This window comes from Anoxybacillus thermarum, from assembly GCF_000836725.1.
Taxonomy (GTDB): Bacteria; Bacillota; Bacilli; order Bacillales; family Anoxybacillaceae; genus Anoxybacillus; species Anoxybacillus thermarum.
The window spans coordinates 1-15,957 of record NZ_JXTH01000057.1; the positions used below are offsets into that span (position 1 = coordinate 1).

Annotated in this window: 20 protein-coding genes and 1 riboswitch; of the genes, 6 read left to right on the forward strand and 14 right to left on the reverse strand. The window is 43.0% G+C overall.

Annotation, left to right across the window (positions count from 1 at the left end):
- Positions 1 to 256: 256 nt before the first annotated feature.
- Complete coding sequence (locus tag LH47_RS11785) at positions 257 to 553, reverse strand: hypothetical protein (RefSeq protein ID WP_235341123.1); 297 nt, start codon at positions 551 to 553, stop codon at positions 257 to 259.
- 97 nt (positions 554 to 650) lie between these two features.
- Between LH47_RS11785 and LH47_RS16500 the strand changes: the two genes are divergently transcribed.
- The 3 genes from LH47_RS16500 (at position 651) to LH47_RS11795 (ending at position 2,974) form a co-directional block, all read left to right on the forward strand.
- Positions 651 to 800: a hypothetical protein gene (locus LH47_RS16500; protein WP_009362015.1), complete on the forward strand. Its 150-nt coding sequence runs from the start codon at positions 651 to 653 to the stop codon at positions 798 to 800.
- Positions 801 to 868: 68 nt separating this feature from the next.
- Complete coding sequence (locus LH47_RS11790; RefSeq protein ID WP_043967765.1) at positions 869 to 1,750, forward strand: PucR family transcriptional regulator; 882 nt, start codon at positions 869 to 871, stop codon at positions 1,748 to 1,750.
- A 111-nt stretch (positions 1,751 to 1,861) separates the two neighbouring features.
- Entirely contained in the window at positions 1,862 to 2,974 is a 1,113-nt protein-coding gene (locus LH47_RS11795; RefSeq protein WP_009362017.1) for an ABC transporter ATP-binding protein, read from the forward strand.
- A gap of 29 nt (positions 2,975 to 3,003) precedes the next feature.
- Here the strand turns inward: LH47_RS11795 and LH47_RS11800 are convergent, their stop codons facing one another.
- Complete coding sequence (locus LH47_RS11800) at positions 3,004 to 3,246, reverse strand: hypothetical protein (RefSeq protein ID WP_043967767.1); 243 nt, start codon at positions 3,244 to 3,246, stop codon at positions 3,004 to 3,006.
- A gap of 219 nt (positions 3,247 to 3,465) precedes the next feature.
- On the opposite strand from LH47_RS11800, the gene LH47_RS11805 reads away from it, so the two are divergent.
- Positions 3,466 to 3,672, forward strand: a complete 207-nt coding sequence (locus LH47_RS11805) for a small, acid-soluble spore protein, alpha/beta type (protein ID WP_407637162.1) — start codon at positions 3,466 to 3,468, stop codon at positions 3,670 to 3,672.
- Positions 3,673 to 3,845: 173 nt separating this feature from the next.
- Here the strand turns inward: LH47_RS11805 and LH47_RS11810 are convergent, their stop codons facing one another.
- The 11 genes from LH47_RS11810 to tenA form a co-directional block, all read right to left on the reverse strand.
- Positions 3,846 to 5,111 (reverse strand): hemolysin family protein, encoded by a 1,266-nt coding sequence (locus tag LH47_RS11810; protein WP_043967769.1) that lies wholly within the window; start codon positions 5,109 to 5,111, stop codon positions 3,846 to 3,848.
- A 274-nt stretch (positions 5,112 to 5,385) separates the two neighbouring features.
- The gene (gene thiD, locus LH47_RS11815; RefSeq protein WP_043967771.1) at positions 5,386 to 6,174 is read right to left on the reverse strand and encodes a bifunctional hydroxymethylpyrimidine kinase/phosphomethylpyrimidine kinase; all 789 of its coding nucleotides are present in this window, start codon (positions 6,172 to 6,174) and stop codon (positions 5,386 to 5,388) included.
- A 4-nt stretch (positions 6,175 to 6,178) separates the two neighbouring features.
- The gene (locus tag LH47_RS11820) at positions 6,179 to 7,195 is read right to left on the reverse strand and encodes a MoeB/ThiF family adenylyltransferase (protein ID WP_043967773.1); all 1,017 of its coding nucleotides are present in this window, start codon (positions 7,193 to 7,195) and stop codon (positions 6,179 to 6,181) included.
- On the reverse strand, positions 7,195 to 7,962 hold the full coding sequence (locus LH47_RS11825) for a thiazole synthase (protein ID WP_043967775.1): 768 nt from the start codon (positions 7,960 to 7,962) through the stop codon (positions 7,195 to 7,197). The genes LH47_RS11820 and LH47_RS11825 overlap by 1 nt, the downstream gene beginning before the upstream one ends.
- A gap of 1 nt (position 7,963) precedes the next feature.
- Complete coding sequence (gene thiS, locus LH47_RS11830; RefSeq protein ID WP_043967776.1) at positions 7,964 to 8,167, reverse strand: sulfur carrier protein ThiS; 204 nt, start codon at positions 8,165 to 8,167, stop codon at positions 7,964 to 7,966.
- A complete protein-coding gene (gene thiO / locus LH47_RS11835; protein WP_043967778.1) occupies positions 8,151 to 9,272 on the reverse strand; it encodes a glycine oxidase ThiO in 1,122 nt (373 codons plus the stop codon). Before thiO ends, thiS begins: the two co-directional genes overlap by 17 nt.
- The gene (gene tenI, locus LH47_RS11840; RefSeq protein WP_043967779.1) at positions 9,260 to 9,874 is read right to left on the reverse strand and encodes a thiazole tautomerase TenI; all 615 of its coding nucleotides are present in this window, start codon (positions 9,872 to 9,874) and stop codon (positions 9,260 to 9,262) included. Before tenI ends, thiO begins: the two co-directional genes overlap by 13 nt.
- 1 nt (position 9,875) lies before the next feature.
- The gene (locus LH47_RS11845; protein ID WP_043967781.1) at positions 9,876 to 10,670 is read right to left on the reverse strand and encodes an energy-coupling factor transporter transmembrane component T family protein; all 795 of its coding nucleotides are present in this window, start codon (positions 10,668 to 10,670) and stop codon (positions 9,876 to 9,878) included.
- On the reverse strand, positions 10,670 to 12,118 hold the full coding sequence (locus tag LH47_RS11850; RefSeq protein WP_043967783.1) for an ABC transporter ATP-binding protein: 1,449 nt from the start codon (positions 12,116 to 12,118) through the stop codon (positions 10,670 to 10,672). Before LH47_RS11850 ends, LH47_RS11845 begins: the two co-directional genes overlap by 1 nt.
- Before the next feature lie 3 nt (positions 12,119 to 12,121).
- On the reverse strand, positions 12,122 to 12,712 hold the full coding sequence (locus LH47_RS11855; RefSeq protein ID WP_032100903.1) for an ECF transporter S component: 591 nt from the start codon (positions 12,710 to 12,712) through the stop codon (positions 12,122 to 12,124).
- Positions 12,687 to 13,382, reverse strand: a complete 696-nt coding sequence (gene tenA / locus LH47_RS11860; protein ID WP_043967786.1) for a thiaminase II — start codon at positions 13,380 to 13,382, stop codon at positions 12,687 to 12,689. The genes LH47_RS11855 and tenA overlap by 26 nt, the downstream gene beginning before the upstream one ends.
- Positions 13,383 to 13,472: 90 nt before the next feature.
- Positions 13,473 to 13,580, reverse strand: a riboswitch (TPP riboswitch).
- Positions 13,581 to 13,713: 133 nt separating this feature from the next.
- Here tenA and LH47_RS11865 point away from each other — a divergent pair.
- Positions 13,714 to 14,898, forward strand: coding sequence for a class I SAM-dependent rRNA methyltransferase (locus tag LH47_RS11865; protein WP_043967788.1), 1,185 nt, complete (start codon positions 13,714 to 13,716; stop codon positions 14,896 to 14,898).
- A 290-nt stretch (positions 14,899 to 15,188) separates the two neighbouring features.
- On the opposite strand, the gene LH47_RS11875 is transcribed toward LH47_RS11865, so the two are convergent.
- Positions 15,189 to 15,614, reverse strand: a complete 426-nt coding sequence (locus LH47_RS11875; RefSeq protein ID WP_235341124.1) for a hypothetical protein — start codon at positions 15,612 to 15,614, stop codon at positions 15,189 to 15,191.
- Between the two features lie 68 nt (positions 15,615 to 15,682).
- Here LH47_RS11875 and LH47_RS11880 point away from each other — a divergent pair.
- Positions 15,683 to 15,957 (forward strand): UPF0236 family transposase-like protein (locus tag LH47_RS11880; RefSeq protein ID WP_043967792.1); only part of this gene is annotated, 275 nt, incomplete at its 3' end.

Here is a 15,957-nt window from a genome sequence, read left to right on the forward strand (position 1 = left end):
TCCAAAAGGGCCGCCAACAAGACAGCGAACACCTTTTGAAGAGTTCTGACTAATTGTTCCTCCAGCTCTTTTAATAAAGGCCATTCTGTGGTAAAATGTTTCATGGACTCTCTCCCTCCTGTTTTATTGATGTTGGTCATCACCATCATAGCAGGGAGAGAGTCCTTTTTGCATGACATTTGCTTTTTTCTACCGCGCTTCGCTTGGTGGCCCCGACGAGCGTCGCGAACAAAAGTTCGCAACCCTCGTCGGGGAATCATTCCTGAATGTCACCCACAAATATTTTACTCACACATAATTGTTTGTGCAACTGTTTCAAACTTTTACATAACAAGATGCGAAACAGTTCTCGTTCTGTCGCATGTTCAGACGAAAGCCACGCTTCTTTATATATATTCATTTTCTCGAACTGCTCACGCCATCCCTTTTTTGTTCCTTCCTGTTTTCTCTCCCATTCTTTTCCCATATGCAACACATATAAATAACGAACGAGTGCTTCTTCCTCTTTATCTAAATCATAATTCATTAATGCGTGTAAAAACTGAACAATCATCCTTTTCACCTCTCGTCATGAATATATGTGGACAACAAGTGAACAATGCATACTTTTGTTTCATTTATACAAAATAACGAATAAGGGGGCATGGATCATGAAAGAACGCGATAATTATGAATGGGATATTGACCGAATGATTAACGAAGGCATGGCAGGAGGATACGTATATTCGTGCTATCAAGCAACAAATATTGAAGAGGCGCGCGATGTTCAAACGGAACAACCGCCACATGAAGTGAAATAAAGCGGCGAGCATTTTCTCGCCGCTTTTTGTATAATGGTCGTGATGGGAGACGAAAGGAATGGGCATACATGTTAGAAAAATTACGAGCATATTATCGAGAAGCGCTTATTGAACACGGGCATGTGAGCAAGCAAGAGGAATATGAATGGTTTGCCACAGAACAAGGTGAGCTGTTCGGCATAAAGAAAGAAGCACTTACCGTGAAAGAACGGGAACTTTTAGCAACCCTATTTACATCTCATCAACCTATGCCTGCTTGGATGAGTGAACAACAACGAGCATGGCGTCGTTTTTTAATTCAAAACGATAAACAAGCATTTGAACAATTACCTTGCTCGGCACATACACGTTTCATTTATTTTTACATACAAAAAGGAACCGTTGATGCACATGATTTTACGGAAGCGATTCAATCGCTCTTCCCTTATGACGTGACGATGATTTCAGAAACAGAACAGCACTTTATCGTCATTGAACAACAAGAAGAGAGCGTCGCTTCTACTTTGCCTGAACTAATTGATACATTGTGTAGTGATTTTTACATTCAATTGAGAGCATATATTGGACAAAAGTGCCCACATGCTGTTGAACTTGCGCACATGTTCGCTGCAGAAAAGCGGTATTTTCAAATGGGCATAAAGCATAAGCCCGAGCAACGCGTCTACTGCATCGAAGACGTCTTCCCTCTTTTGCTAATCAATAATGAGGACATCACTTACGCGACGACGTTTTTACAACCGATCAAGCAAGATGCTGATATGATGAAAACAATGAAGACGTTTTTTGAATGCAATTTAAACGTCTCTCTTGCAGCAAAAAAGCTTCATATGCACCGCAACAGCTTACAATACCGCATTGATAAACTCACCGAAAAAACAGGCATTGATATAAAGCAGTTTAAAGGGGCGCTGACTGTTTATTTAGCGATTTTACTTCATGAACGGCACTAGGCACATTGCCCGAAAACGTTTTCTTTTTTTGTGCACGATGTCCATTTACCGTTTGTTTGTTTTTATATATGCTTAAATCAAATGAAATCGATTACATGAGGAGGCATACACATGGCTGAGCTTCGTTTAGAACACGTGTATAAAATTTATGACAATAACGTAACCGCTGTAAAAGACTTTAACTTACACATCCAAGATAAAGAATTTATCGTATTCGTCGGTCCATCCGGTTGCGGAAAATCAACAACCCTTCGCATGATCGCAGGTCTTGAAGAAATTTCAAAAGGTGATTTTTACATTGATGGAAAGCGAATGAATGATGTTGCGCCAAAAGATCGTGACATCGCGATGGTGTTCCAAAACTATGCCCTTTATCCGCATATGAGCGTATACGATAACATGGCATTCGGATTGAAATTGCGTAAGTTTCCGAAAGATGAAATCGACCGTCGTGTTCGGGAAGCTGCACGCATTCTCGGTCTCGAGCAATATTTAGATCGTAAACCGAAAGCATTATCAGGCGGTCAGCGTCAACGCGTGGCATTAGGACGTGCAATTGTGCGCGATGCGAAAGTATTTTTAATGGACGAGCCGCTTTCAAACTTAGATGCTAAATTGCGTGTACAAATGCGTGCGGAAATCGCAAAACTTCATCAACGTTTAGGAACAACGACCATTTACGTCACACACGACCAAACGGAAGCAATGACGATGGCGACGCGCCTTGTCGTTATGAAAGATGGCGTCATCCAACAAGTTGGAACACCAAAAGAAGTATATGAAAAACCAGAAAATATTTTCGTCGGCGGATTTATCGGCTCACCAGCGATGAACTTCTTGCGCGGCGTACTTCAAGACGGTGTATTTGTGATCGGCGATGTCAAAATTGCGGTTCCAGAAGGAAAAATGAAAGTGCTTCGTGAACAAGGATACGTTGGAAAAGAAGTCATTTTAGGCATTCGCCCAGAAGATTTCCATGACGAGCCAGTATTTCTAGAAGCGTCACAAAATACAAAAGTGCGCGCACATGTTGAAGTGGCAGAACTGCTCGGCGCAGAAATTATGGTATATTCTCAAATTAACGGTCAAGAATTTGTTGCGCGTGTCGATGCACGCACAGACGTCAAAGCAGGTCAAACGATCGATCTTGCATTAGATATGAATAAAGCACATTTCTTCGACGTCAACACAGAATTACGTATTCGTTCAAATAGTGAAAAATAATAACAGAGCCCGTTCGTTTGAGCGGGCTTTTACTCTTGAATAAAACGAACAACATCGTCATCACAATAATCGCAATGAAACAAATGAACGCAGACGTGTTGTTTTCTCGTATGTGCATAGCCATCAACCATTTTCATCATATCTGCATCCATATACGGACTATAATCATCAAAATAATCCGTTAATTTTCCTTCATCTTTTAATTTTTCTCCACATTGCTCACAATAAAAAACGATTGCTCGCAAACCATTACATAACGGACAAATGTGCATATTCATCCCTCGTTTCGTGATTTGCCATTATCTTTCCCACTACACAAAAAATTACCACACAAAAAAAAGAATAATAAAATGTTTTTTCCCCAAAATAGTAGTACAAACAAGCAAACAACATTCGATGGGTTAAGCCAAGCTTGGCAGCGTGAAAATCATCACGCGTTGCTGGTGCAAATCCAGCTAACCCAACCATAAAAACTTGTAACGAGGAGATGAATGAGCATGGCAAACACAAATCAATTATTAGTATACGGTGCACAACAAGCAATCGATCAAATGAAATATGAAATCGCTCAAGAATTTGGTGTAAACCTTGGACCAGATGCAACATCACGCGCAAACGGTTCAGTTGGTGGCGAAATTACAAAACGTCTTGTTGCAATGGCGCAACAACAATTAGGCGGATCTTACACAACTAAATAACATGGCTGAAAACCCCCAAGCAAATCGCTTGGGGGTTTTACTGAATACGTTGCAAAAACTGACGCGTTCATTCATGTGTTGGATTTGTAAAAAGTCGCTTCGGACGACCTCGTTCAATGATCATTCCTTTACTAAAAAAGGAGCGAATCGCTCCTTTGCGAATCGCTCCTTTTTTACACATTTTCCATAATCGGTTCACGAATGCGAACGAGCACTTTGCGAATACGACGGTTTTCCACTTGGCGAACGGTGACGGTTAATGATTCGTATTCAAACGATTCTCCAACGGTGGGGATGCGTTCAAACATTTCAAACACCCACCCTCCGAGCGTATGAGAAGAACTTTCTAATTCATCAATTCCTAAGATATCACAAAACTCATCAAGCGGTAATTCGGCATTAAATTCATATTCGTAATCGTTAATTTTTTGGAACGTTTTCACCGCTTCGTCATGTTCATCCCATATTTCTCCGACGATTTGTTCTAAAATATCTTCTAACGTAATCAATCCCGATGTGCCGCCAAACTCATCGATGACAATCGCCATATGTACTTTGCTTTTTTGCAATTCAGGCAACAATGTGGAGATGCGCATCGATTCAACAACAAATAGCGGCGTACGCAACAATGCGCGAACGTTGACTTCTTTCCCTTGTACGAGTTGACTAAAAAAGTCGCTTTCCGATAAAATGCCGATGACGTTATCAATATCTCCTTCATATACCGGCACGCGTGAATATCGTTCATGCAAAAAAATATCGCGAATTTCTTCAACTGGTTGGTTCACTTCTACCGCCACCATGTCAATGCGTGGCGTGAAAATTTCGCCAACTAAAATATCGTTAAAATCGAGCGAACGATGAACGAGTTCTTTCTCTTTATTATCAATTACCCCTTCTTCTTCACTTAAATTCACCATCACCTTAATTTCTTCTTCTGTGACAGAAGGAGTATCTGGTTGATGGCCAACGAATTTCGATACAAGTTTTTTCAACATGACAAGCAATGCTGTAACGGGAGTAAATAGCTGAATAAGCATATATAGCACATCGGAAATAAGAAGTGAAAACGACTCCGCATGTTCTTTGGCCAATGACTTCGGCAATACTTCACCAAAAATTAAAATTAAAATTGTCATACCGACCGTGCTAATAACAAGACCTGTGTTGCCGCCAAACAAATCTGTCGCCACTTTGGCGGAGATGGACGCTGCGGCAATGTTCACGATATTATTCCCGACTAAGATGGTAGAGAGGGCTTTGTCGAAGTTTTCTGCAATATACAATGCCTTTTTGCTTCCATGTCGCTTTTCGTCCACATAGTTTTTCAAACGAATTTTATTGACGCTCGAAAACGCTGTTTCTGAAGCTGAAAAAAAGGCCGATAATAAAATTAAAGCAATGAGTAAAAAAATTAAACTCAGAGGCAAATCTCCCAATGAATATTCACACTCCTAATAAAAAGTATTGGTTATCAATATATATGTTCATCATACCAAATTTAACTGAAAAAGAAAACGACTGTACATATGCACAGCCGTTCTTATGACTCGATTAGCGTTGTACCGATAAAAAACGTTAAAAGCAATACGTACGTAATATTTAGTGTAATTGAAAGTTCTTCCACTCGTTCGTCCCCTCCATCAATATATTCCCCATTTTCATTTTAACAATGGTAGGAACGAATGTGTTTGTCAATGATGTGAACATTTTTTATTCATGAAATGCCCAATGGTTTGTCGGCCCATGCCCACCGCCAATTTGCAGCGTTTGTTCAATAGCCGCTTGAATAAATCGTTTCGCCACATCTACTGCTTCGTATATTGTTTTTTCTTTTGCAAGTTGTGCTGTAATGGCGGCAGCAAACGTACATCCTGTACCGTGCGTATGTTTCGTATGAACGCGTTTACTTTTCCATTCGTAAAATTGTTCCCCATCGTATAAAAGATCGACAAGTTCATTTTCTTCCCCATGGCCACCTTTCATGACGACATATCGCACACCCATGTCATGAAGTTTTTTTGCTGCTTCTTTTCGTTGTTCCAATGTGTCAATTCGCATATTTGTCAACACTTCCGCTTCCGGAATGTTCGGTGTTAACACATAAGCGAGCGGCAACATATGACGTTGCAGCGCTTCGACCGCCTCTTGTTTCAATAGCCGCGAGCCACCTTTGGCGATCATCACCGGATCGACGACTACTCGTGTCCACCGATGTTGTTTTATTTTATAAGCGACACATTCAATCATATCTTCACTAAATAACATCCCCGTTTTTATTGCATCTGGCGACAAATCAACGGCAATCGAATCAATTTGCTTTTCAACCGCTTCAACAGGGAGGGGATATATCCCTTGTACACCGAGCGTATTTTGCGCAGTAACTGCAGTAATTGCTGACATGCCAAACACATGTAATTGATGAAACGTTTTTAAATCCGCTTGAATACCCGCTCCCCCGCCACTATCTGAACCAGCAATCGTCAATGCTTTATATACCATGCTTTCACCCCAAATATTGATAATATAGCCGCTTTGCTTCTTGAACATCATTTGTGCCATGAATTAATACACGCCCATCGGAAAAAACAACGAAGCGATGGCGATGAATCGTAAACGAAAACAAGTAGTCGTTTTGTTCCACTTGAATTCCACGTTTTGTTAAAAATGAAAGAAGCGTTGTCCACTCTTGCTCTCCTCGATGTGCAGGACGAATTTGTACAGTTTCACGCCCACACAACACCGCAAATTTCGTTTCATTTTCATATTGAAGGGCTGGATACGTTCGTCTTTCACTACACGACGGACAATCGTCTTTTTTTAACTTATGCACATCGATCATGCGATATTGTCCGTGCCATATATCAAAGGAAACAAGTTTCCGATTCACTTGAGCGTGCACGCATATTTTTAACGCTTCAGCCGTTTGATGCGCAACGACCATATGAACGACAGGACTAATGATCCCAGCGGTATCGCATGTCGCATTGCCAAGCGGGACTTCTTCAAGTAAACAACGCAAACATGGCGTTTCATTCGGAACGATGACATAACTTAAACCGTAACTTCCTACACACGCCCCATAAATCCACGGCACATCATACTTTTGCGAAACATCGTTGATGATCATACGCACGTCGAAATTATCCGTACTATCAATAATGACGTGCGGACGTTCACGTGCAACAACATGTTCAAGCAAGCGAGCGTCCGCATCAGCTACAATCGGTTCAACGACCACATCGCGATTTATGGCTCGCAAATGCATAGCAGCAGCAATGGCTTTCGGCAATCGGTTTGTTGCATCTTCTTCCGTATATAGCTGTTGGCGTTGTAAATTGCTCCATTCGACATAATCCCGATCAATGATCGTTATTTTCCCAATTCCTGCACGCACTAGCGATTCCGCATTTGCCGCTCCAAGCGCTCCCGCACCAATAACGAGCACATGTTTTTCACGAATATGTTGTTGTCCTCTTTCTCCAATTGGCGCAAACAATTGTTGACGTGAATAGCGATCCATTAGACGATGCTCATCCCTTCACTTGGGCTACTCGCTGTTGCATATTTCTTTTTCGGAATGCGTCCCGCTTCATACCCAAGTCTTCCTGCCTCAATCGCAAGCTTCATCGCTTTCGCCATTTTTACTGGATCTTTCGCAGAAGCAACAGCTGTATTTAACAACACGCCATCCGCACCTAATTCCATGGCCAATGCCGCATCAGCTGGACCGCCAATGCCTGCATCAATAATTACTGGAACAGTTGCTTGTTCAATAATGAATTGAATGTTTAACGGATTCATAATTCCTTGCCCTGAACCGATCGGCGATGCGCCAGGCATAATCGCATGGCAACCGAGCTGTTGTAGTCGTTTCGCTAGCACAACATCATCAGACGTGTACGGCAAAACGATAAATCCTTCTTCCAATAACATTTCTGTCGCTTTTAACGTCTCGATCGGGTCAGGTAATAACGTTTGATCGCATCCAATCACTTCTACTTTCACCATATCACAAAGTCCAGAAGCTTTTGCTAAACGGGCGATGCGCACCGCTTCTTCCGCCGTTTTTGCCCCAGCTGTATTCGGTAACAACTTATATTTCGTTACATCGACTTTTTCTAAAAAATTCGGTTGATCGGGCGCAAAAATGTTCATTCGCCGAACGGCAAACGTTAAAATTTCTGTCCCTGATGCTTCAACCGCTTCTTTTTGAATATCGATGTTCGGAAATTTGCCTGTCCCAAGCAATAAACGAGATTGAAATGTATACGGACCGATTTGTAACATATTATCCTCCCCCTACAAAATGAACGATTTCAATACGATCACCGTCCGCAATGGCTGCATGCTCATATTTCTCTTTCATAATAATGTTCGCATTGATTTCAACGATCGCGATCTTTTCATGAATGCGAAAATGTTGTAACAGTTGAGCGACAGTACGAATGTGAGCTGGCAAGTCAATCATCTCACCGTTAATGACGCAACGCATGCCCCTCCCCCTCTCTTGTTAGCGAAAACGGCGTCATATGAAATGGTACGTCTTTTTCTTCAAGCATATCACTTACAACTCTTCCTGTGATGGCGCTTAGCAAAATGCCGTTTCGATAATGCCCTGTCACAACGAATACGTTTTCATATTGTGGATGCGCTCCGATGTAAGGTATGCCATCTTTTGTTTGTGGGCGAATGCCTGCCCACGCTTTTTCAAATGTGGAATGAGCGATAGCCGGAACGATTTGCATCGCGCGCGCTAGCAAATGATGCACGCTACTTGCTTGCACCGTTTTCGTAAACGAATGGGCAATTGCGCTAGCGCCGATGACAAGGCGATTGTTCGCTTTCGGCACAATATAACAGCCGTTTTTCGCAAATACAGTTGCTTGTAAAAGCGATGTTTCTGTCGTCACCGAAACACACTCTCCTTTGACCGGATACATATGTAACGATAATCGCAACTTTTCTGCGAGCATCGGCGTCCATGCACCGCACGCGATGATGATACGTTCCGCATATAACGTTCCGCTCGTCGTTTTCACTCCTACAACACGTTCGCCATCGAAAATAAAATCGTATACTTCGGTATATGGTAAAAAACGCGCACCTTTCGCCATTGCTCCATGAGTAAAAGCGAGCGAGAGCTGTTTCGCGTCCACTTGTTGATCGATCGTGTACATCGCACCATATTCATTTCGGACGTTTCGTTCAATATCCACCACTTCTTTCGGAGTTAACCAGCGAACGTGCTGCGGTTGTATGCGCCTCCAAAATTCATAATGTTCCGTTAATTCTCCGTACTCTTCCGCTGTTGTCGCCAGCTTTAACATTCCCGATTCATTCCATCCGACTTCAATATTTGTTAACTCCCGCAATTCGGCAATAACGGCTGGAAATGCTGCTTGGCTCGCCAAAGCAAGCGGAATGAGCGGATGGTCTGCCGAAAACTCGGAGTGCGCACCGAGCATCCCGGCTGCTGCCGACGATGCTTCTTGCGCTAATTCTCCTCGTTCAATGACGACGACTGATGCTCCCCTTTTCGCTACCTCAAAAGCGATGCTACTGCCGATAATGCCTCCCCCAACAATTAAAACGTCCATGTATTCTCCCCCATTTGTTTCCAATATAATTGAACCATATGTAGCGGATCATTCGCCTCAAACACCGTCGACATAACCGCAATTCCTGTTGTCCCCGTCATGAACACATCACGAACATGGAAAGGTTTAATGCCTCCAATGGCAATAACAGGAATGCGTACGTGACTTGTCAACTGACGTAACGATGAAAGCCCGCGTGGCTTTCTTCCTTCTTTACAATTCGTTTCGTATATATGTCCGAAAATGACGTAGTCCGCTCCTTCTTTTTCCACTCGTTTCGCTTCTTCAAACGTATGCACGGAGCAACCGACGCGCAAAAAAGGAAACGTTTCTTTTATTCGTTTGGGCGGCAAACTATGATGGGCGAGCTGGACGCCGCCAACACCATAAACGACAGCGACGTCCACCCGGTCATTGACAATTATTTTTTTCGCTGGGACATTTGCTTCAAGCAGCTTTTCCACAATCATGCCTATCTCTTTTGCCGAACGATGTTTTTCACGAATATGAATAAAGTGGGCATATGAATGTATGAGCGATGAAATATGAACAAACGTTTCAATTGACTGTTTTCCTGTTGAGATGAGATGAAGCTCTTTCATCTTAACGCACATCCTTTATCGGAACATACGGAAACGCATCGGCAACGTAATACCCCATCGCAACAATCATGCATATGACAGCAAATAAGTACACATCATATTTTCCGAGCGTCATTTCATAATAAAACGTTCTCGCTCGTTCATTAGTAAATCCTTTCGCTTCCATCGCCACCGCAATGCGCTGTGCGCGGCGAATGCTTTGTGATAAAAGCGGAATCGCGTATCGTTTGATGAGTTCAAGCTTCCCGCGAAACCCTTTCGCTTTAGCCGCTCGGCGCACTTTTAACGCTTGATGCACCGTTTGAAATTCTTCCAGCATGATGGGCAGCAAACGAATGGCTGCTAAAAAACTATACGCATATTTCGGTTTCAATTTCGCTTGTTGCATAAGTGAATAAAACAAAAACACCGGCTTTGTCGTAAGCGCAAACATTAATCCAAAAATCGCAAACAAAAGAGTACGAAATCCGAGATGAACGCCGCGATAAAAACTTTCTTCCGTCACATGAATAAGACCGAAGCGAAACCACGTCGTCTCTCCCTTGCCAAACAAAATCATCGACGACGACGTAGAAATGAAAATAAAGAAAAACGGAACGAAAAACAAAAGCATATGCTTCATTCGATAACCGCTAAACAACATAAATAATGCGGTAAAGCCGATCGTCCAATTGATGAGCACGTTCGGGTTATGGACAAAAACAATAACGATAAACATCGGCAAAAATAACAACAATTTGACGGTTGGATTCGTTTGATGCAACCATGTCTCTTTATGTTCAATGCTCCACCTCATCATATCCCACCTCGCACAAGCGTCCGCGGTACGATCGTTTCATCAGCGACAAGCTTTCCGTTTTCAATGATCCATCGTCTCGTCGCAAATTGAGACACGATGCGCTCATCGTGCGTCACCATGACAATGGCCTTTCCTTGTTGTCGATACGCTTCAAGCCATTCGAGCAACGCAAACGTATTTTTTGCATCTTGCCCGAACGTCGGCTCATCAAGAAGCAATATGCGATGGCGCTCCGTTACTGAAGCGGCGACACTTAACCGCCGCTTTTGCCCCATCGACAATTGGTACGGATGCAAATGCCGTTGCGCGCTTAAATGAAACCGCCTAAGCAACCTCTCTACTTCCTCTTCTATTTCATATTCCGAGCGTTGTTCAAGACGTAAACAATAAGCTAGCTCCTCATCCACCCGATTTGTAACAAATTGAAACTCCGGGTTTTGGAATACAAAAGCGATGTTGTCGTATAACACCTCATCATTTTTTACTAACTCTCCTTGCCAATACATATCGCCTTCTGTTCGAATTAACTTCATGAAGCTTTGTAGCAACGTGCTTTTTCCTGCACCATTTTCCCCTGTCATCGCAATCCATTCACCTGCACGAATAACAACATCAGCGACTGCGATTTTTTCTTCTTTTTGTCGAAAACCGCGGAGCGATTGCACATGTAAAAGTACTTCTGACGGATGATACGGCTGCTGCGCTGTTTTTGGCTTTTCGTATGTTTCCCACACTTCTGGATACCAAATGCCTTGTTCAGCAATAAACGAACGATACATCGAAAATATATGATCCGTTGGGCCATCAGCAATAATTTCACCACATTCGTTAAACAAAATGATGCGCTCAACAAAATCAAGAATGTGGTCAATTTTATGTTCAACAATGACAACTGTTCGGTCACTGGCCACTTCTTTTAACGTCTCCCATACCGCTTTTGTTCCTTCTTCATCAAGAAGCGCGGTCGGCTCATCTAAACATAACACATCCGGGTCAAGCGCCAAGACAGAGGCGAGCGCCAACCGCTGTTTCATTCCTCCCGATAACGTTTGAATCGGCACGTGAACATGCGGGAGGCGAAGGCGCACACGTTGCAGAACGCGGTCGATTTTTTCTTTCATCTCCGCACGTGGCACACCGAGATTTTCGAGAACAAACGCAATTTCTTCATCGACGTACGGCATGCAAAACTGCGCATCTGGATCTTGAAACACATAGCCGACTTGCTTTGGAATATGGAGTGCTTTTGCTTTCATCGGCACATCGACAGAGCGTGGAATAATACCTGCCATCACTTGTAATAACGTCGATTTTCCACACCCTGATGGACCTAAAAGCAACACTTTTTCTCCTTTTTTAATCGAAAGCGACACATCGGTAAATAACCGTTTTTCCGCTCCCGGAAACTTTAGACGCAATTGTTCAATGTGTATCAATGATGTCACCTTCTATTTATCAAGCGAGTCGTAATCTTCTTTTGTCGTCGGGCGCAACAGTTGCGTCACACCTGTCGCTTCGAGCGCTTTGACAAGCGAATAGGCAAATACCCCAGCAATGATAATCGCTCCAACGAAACGCGCACCGATAAATAACGTTAAATTCCACCACGCTAATTGATCGATATATCCTTTGTAAAAATCAAGCACTAATGAAGCGATGGTTGAACCGACGGCAGCAAGCGACACAACCGCCACGTCGAAACGTTTATAACGGAAAGCAGCGAAAACAAGCTCAGCAAGCAATCCTTGCACAAAACCGTAAAATAACACTTCTAGTCCCCACTCAGATCCAGCTAAAAACTCCCCTGAGGCAGCAGCGACTTCCGCAAGCAACGCCACTCCTGGCTTACGAATCAACAAATATGCCACTGTCGCAGCAATAAACCACATGCCATAAATGAGCTGATCGAGATGAAGCCCAAGCGGTTTAACCGCATAGTAAAGCGGTCCCCACACTTTATACACAATCCCAAACACAATCGCTACAACAACGGTCGTTAATACGTCTGTTAATTTAAGCCCTTTCGTTTGCATAAACATCCTCCTCTTCCATTGGCCAACGCTCTAATTTGTACGCCATGTCCCAAAATAAATATTCATATTGACTGCTGATCCAAAAGTGTTGCTTCATTCGCTCTAACTCTTTTTCACTTACTGTTTTCGCTATGTCGTTTAAGCGCGCAATTTGTTGTTCAACAAGCTGTCTAAACCAATCGGAGCCGTACGTTTCAATCCATTTTGCATAAATCGGATGATTCGGCTTACAATGCTTTAACCTCTCGCCAATTTCGTAATATAACCAATAACACGGCAAAATGGCCGCTAACACATCACCAAAGTGTCCCGCAAACGCTGCCCGATACATGTGTGACGTGTATGCATACGCGGTCGGTGCAGGAACAAATGACGCCTTTTCTTCTTCTGTAATGCCGAGCTCTTTCATAAACGTTTCATGTAAACGAAGCTCAGCTTCATACGTATTTTGCGCATGATTCGCCATGCTTGCGGTCGTTTGTAAATCGTCAGCCATCGCACCGCCAAGCGCTTGCACTTTCGCAAAATGTGTCAAATAATATGAATCTTGCAATACATAATACCGAAAACAACGTAAATCTAGCGTCCCTTCTCCTAGCTCTTTCACAAACGGATGTTGAAAACTCGCTTCCCAAATCGGATCGACATCTTTGCGCAACTGGTCTGAAAACAACATTTCCTCTCCCCCCTTATGAAAAATAAAAAACCACTTTCTTTGCGCAAAGAAAGTGGTTTGTAAACGATGGAAATTAACATATACATACACTTCGCACCGTCTCCACTTCCCTACGCTGGTATGATCCAGATCAGGTTCTAAGGGTCTCAAAGGCACACTTTGATCTCAGCCTATCTAAAGGCCCCCCTAGTGGAATGCATTTGCGTTATTGACTTTGTCACTAATATTAGCATATTTCATTGTTTTGTCAAATATTTTTCTCCATCATTTGCGCACATCGTGTTCTTCCTGTATGCTAAAGTAGCGAATATATAGTTCAGGAGTGGAATGTATGGCGAATGTATTTTTAAAACGAAAAAGAAAAAAGCGGCTCGAGCTTGGACATCCGTGGGTGTTTCAAAGCGAAATTGACTATATTGAGGGAGACGTTGAACCAGGTGATTTCGTCAATGTATATAACCATCAACGTCATTTTTTAGCGAAAGGGTACATTAACCCGAAATCACAAATGATCGTGCGCGTGTTAACGCAAAATCCAAATGATGAATTAAATGCGCAATTTTTTATGAATCGCATCCGGCAAGCGTGGGCATATCGCGAGCGCATGATTCCGGGCGTTCGTTCGTGTCGCGCCATTTATGGAGAAGCAGATTTTTTACCTGGGCTCATCGTCGATAAATACGAAGATGTGCTCGTTGTGCAAATTTTATCGCTCGGCATGGAAAAAAGAAAAGAATGGATTTTACAAGCGCTTCTTGACATCTTTCAACCGAAAGCGATTTATTTGCGCAACGACGTCCACGTGCGCGAATTAGAGGGGCTGAAACAAGAAAAAGGATTTTGGTACGGCACGTGCGATACGAACGTACAAATTGAAGAAAATGGCGTGAAATATATTGTCGACATTGAAAATGGGCAAAAAACAGGTTTTTTCTTCGATCAGCGCCAAAATCGTGCCGCGATCAAGCCGCTCATTACAAGCGAATCGACCGTGCTCGATTGTTTTACGCATACAGGCTCATTTATGTTAAACGCCTGCTTATACGGGGCAAAACATGTAACCGCAGTCGACATTTCTGAACATGCGATTGAAACGGCAAAAAGAAACGCTGAGCTAAACGGATTTACAAACGTCGATTTCGTCGTTGCGAACGCGTTTGATTATTTAAGAGAGTGTGTACAGAAGAAGAAAAAGTGGGACGTTGTCATCATTGACCCACCGGCGTTTGCGAAATCTGCTCATGCAGTGCCAAAAGCGCTCGCAGGTTATAAAGATATTAATTTAAACGGCTTAAAACTCGTAAAAGACGGCGGCTTTTTCGTAACTGCAAGCTGCTCGTATCACGTGCATCCCGATATGTTCCAAGCGATGGTTGCAGAAGCAGCGTTTGATGCAAAGAAAATTTTACGTCAAATTCATTGGAGCGGCGCAGGATATGATCATCCGAAACTGCTTGCCGCCGATGAAGGGGATTATTTGAAGTTTGCGATTTACGAAGTACATTCACGCAAATAAAACAGGTTGGCGCATGCCAACCTGTTTAAAAATGGACAAAATTGTTGTGCACACATCGCACAAAAACGGGGTATACTATAATTGAAAACGCTTACTTTTTTGAGGTGATCGATATGGCATTAAAAACGATTTGTCCCAAGTGCTTTGGGAAAAAGAAAATGAAAATTTGTTTGTCGCTTTATAAAACATGTTCGTTTTGCAACGGAACAGGGAAAATTCAACAAACACCTACGAAACGAATTAGTTAAAAAGCGCTTCGCACCAACGGTTGTTGCGAAGTGCTTTTTCGTTTATGCAGCTATTTTTCTTCGTTTCCCCTTCGCTTGCGCACGCAAAATTTTCACAGATAAATAAATCCCTGTTCCCGTTAAAATGATAATCGCAATCGCAGCCACATCGATCATGAGACGGTTCCAAATCCCAAGTTTCCCAACATGAATGGCACGTACAAACGATGCGAATGTATTCACTTCTTTTTTTACAACTGTACCATCTGGTGCAATCGTCACTAACGTTCCATCTTTATCGTTTAACCGTACCATATACATACCGTGATTCATCACAACGCCAACTTCGTCCATTGAAAACGCTCCAGTGTGAGTAAAATATTTGTGGGTGACATTCAGGAATGATTCCCCGACGAGGGTTGCGAACTTTTGTTCGCGACGCTCGTCGGGGCCACCAAGCGAAGCGCGGTAGAAAAAAGCAAATGTCATGCAAAAAGGACTCTCTCCCTGCTATGATGGTGATGACCAACATCAATAAAACAGGAGGGAGAGAGTCCATGAAACATTTTACCACAGACTGGCCTTTATTAAAAGAGCTGGAGGAACAATTAGTCAGAACTCTTCAAAAGGTGTTCGCTGTCTTGTTGGCGGCCCTTTTGGAGGAGATTGATCAACAACTGGCGGAAGCGCGGGACAAGCGCCGGTATCAGCTGAAAGACAAACGGCCGACCACGATCCAAACGCTGTTTGGAGAAGTGACGTTTCGACGGAACTACTACTATGATCGGCAGGCGGGGGCGTATACCTTCTTGCTGGATGCCGAACTGGGCTT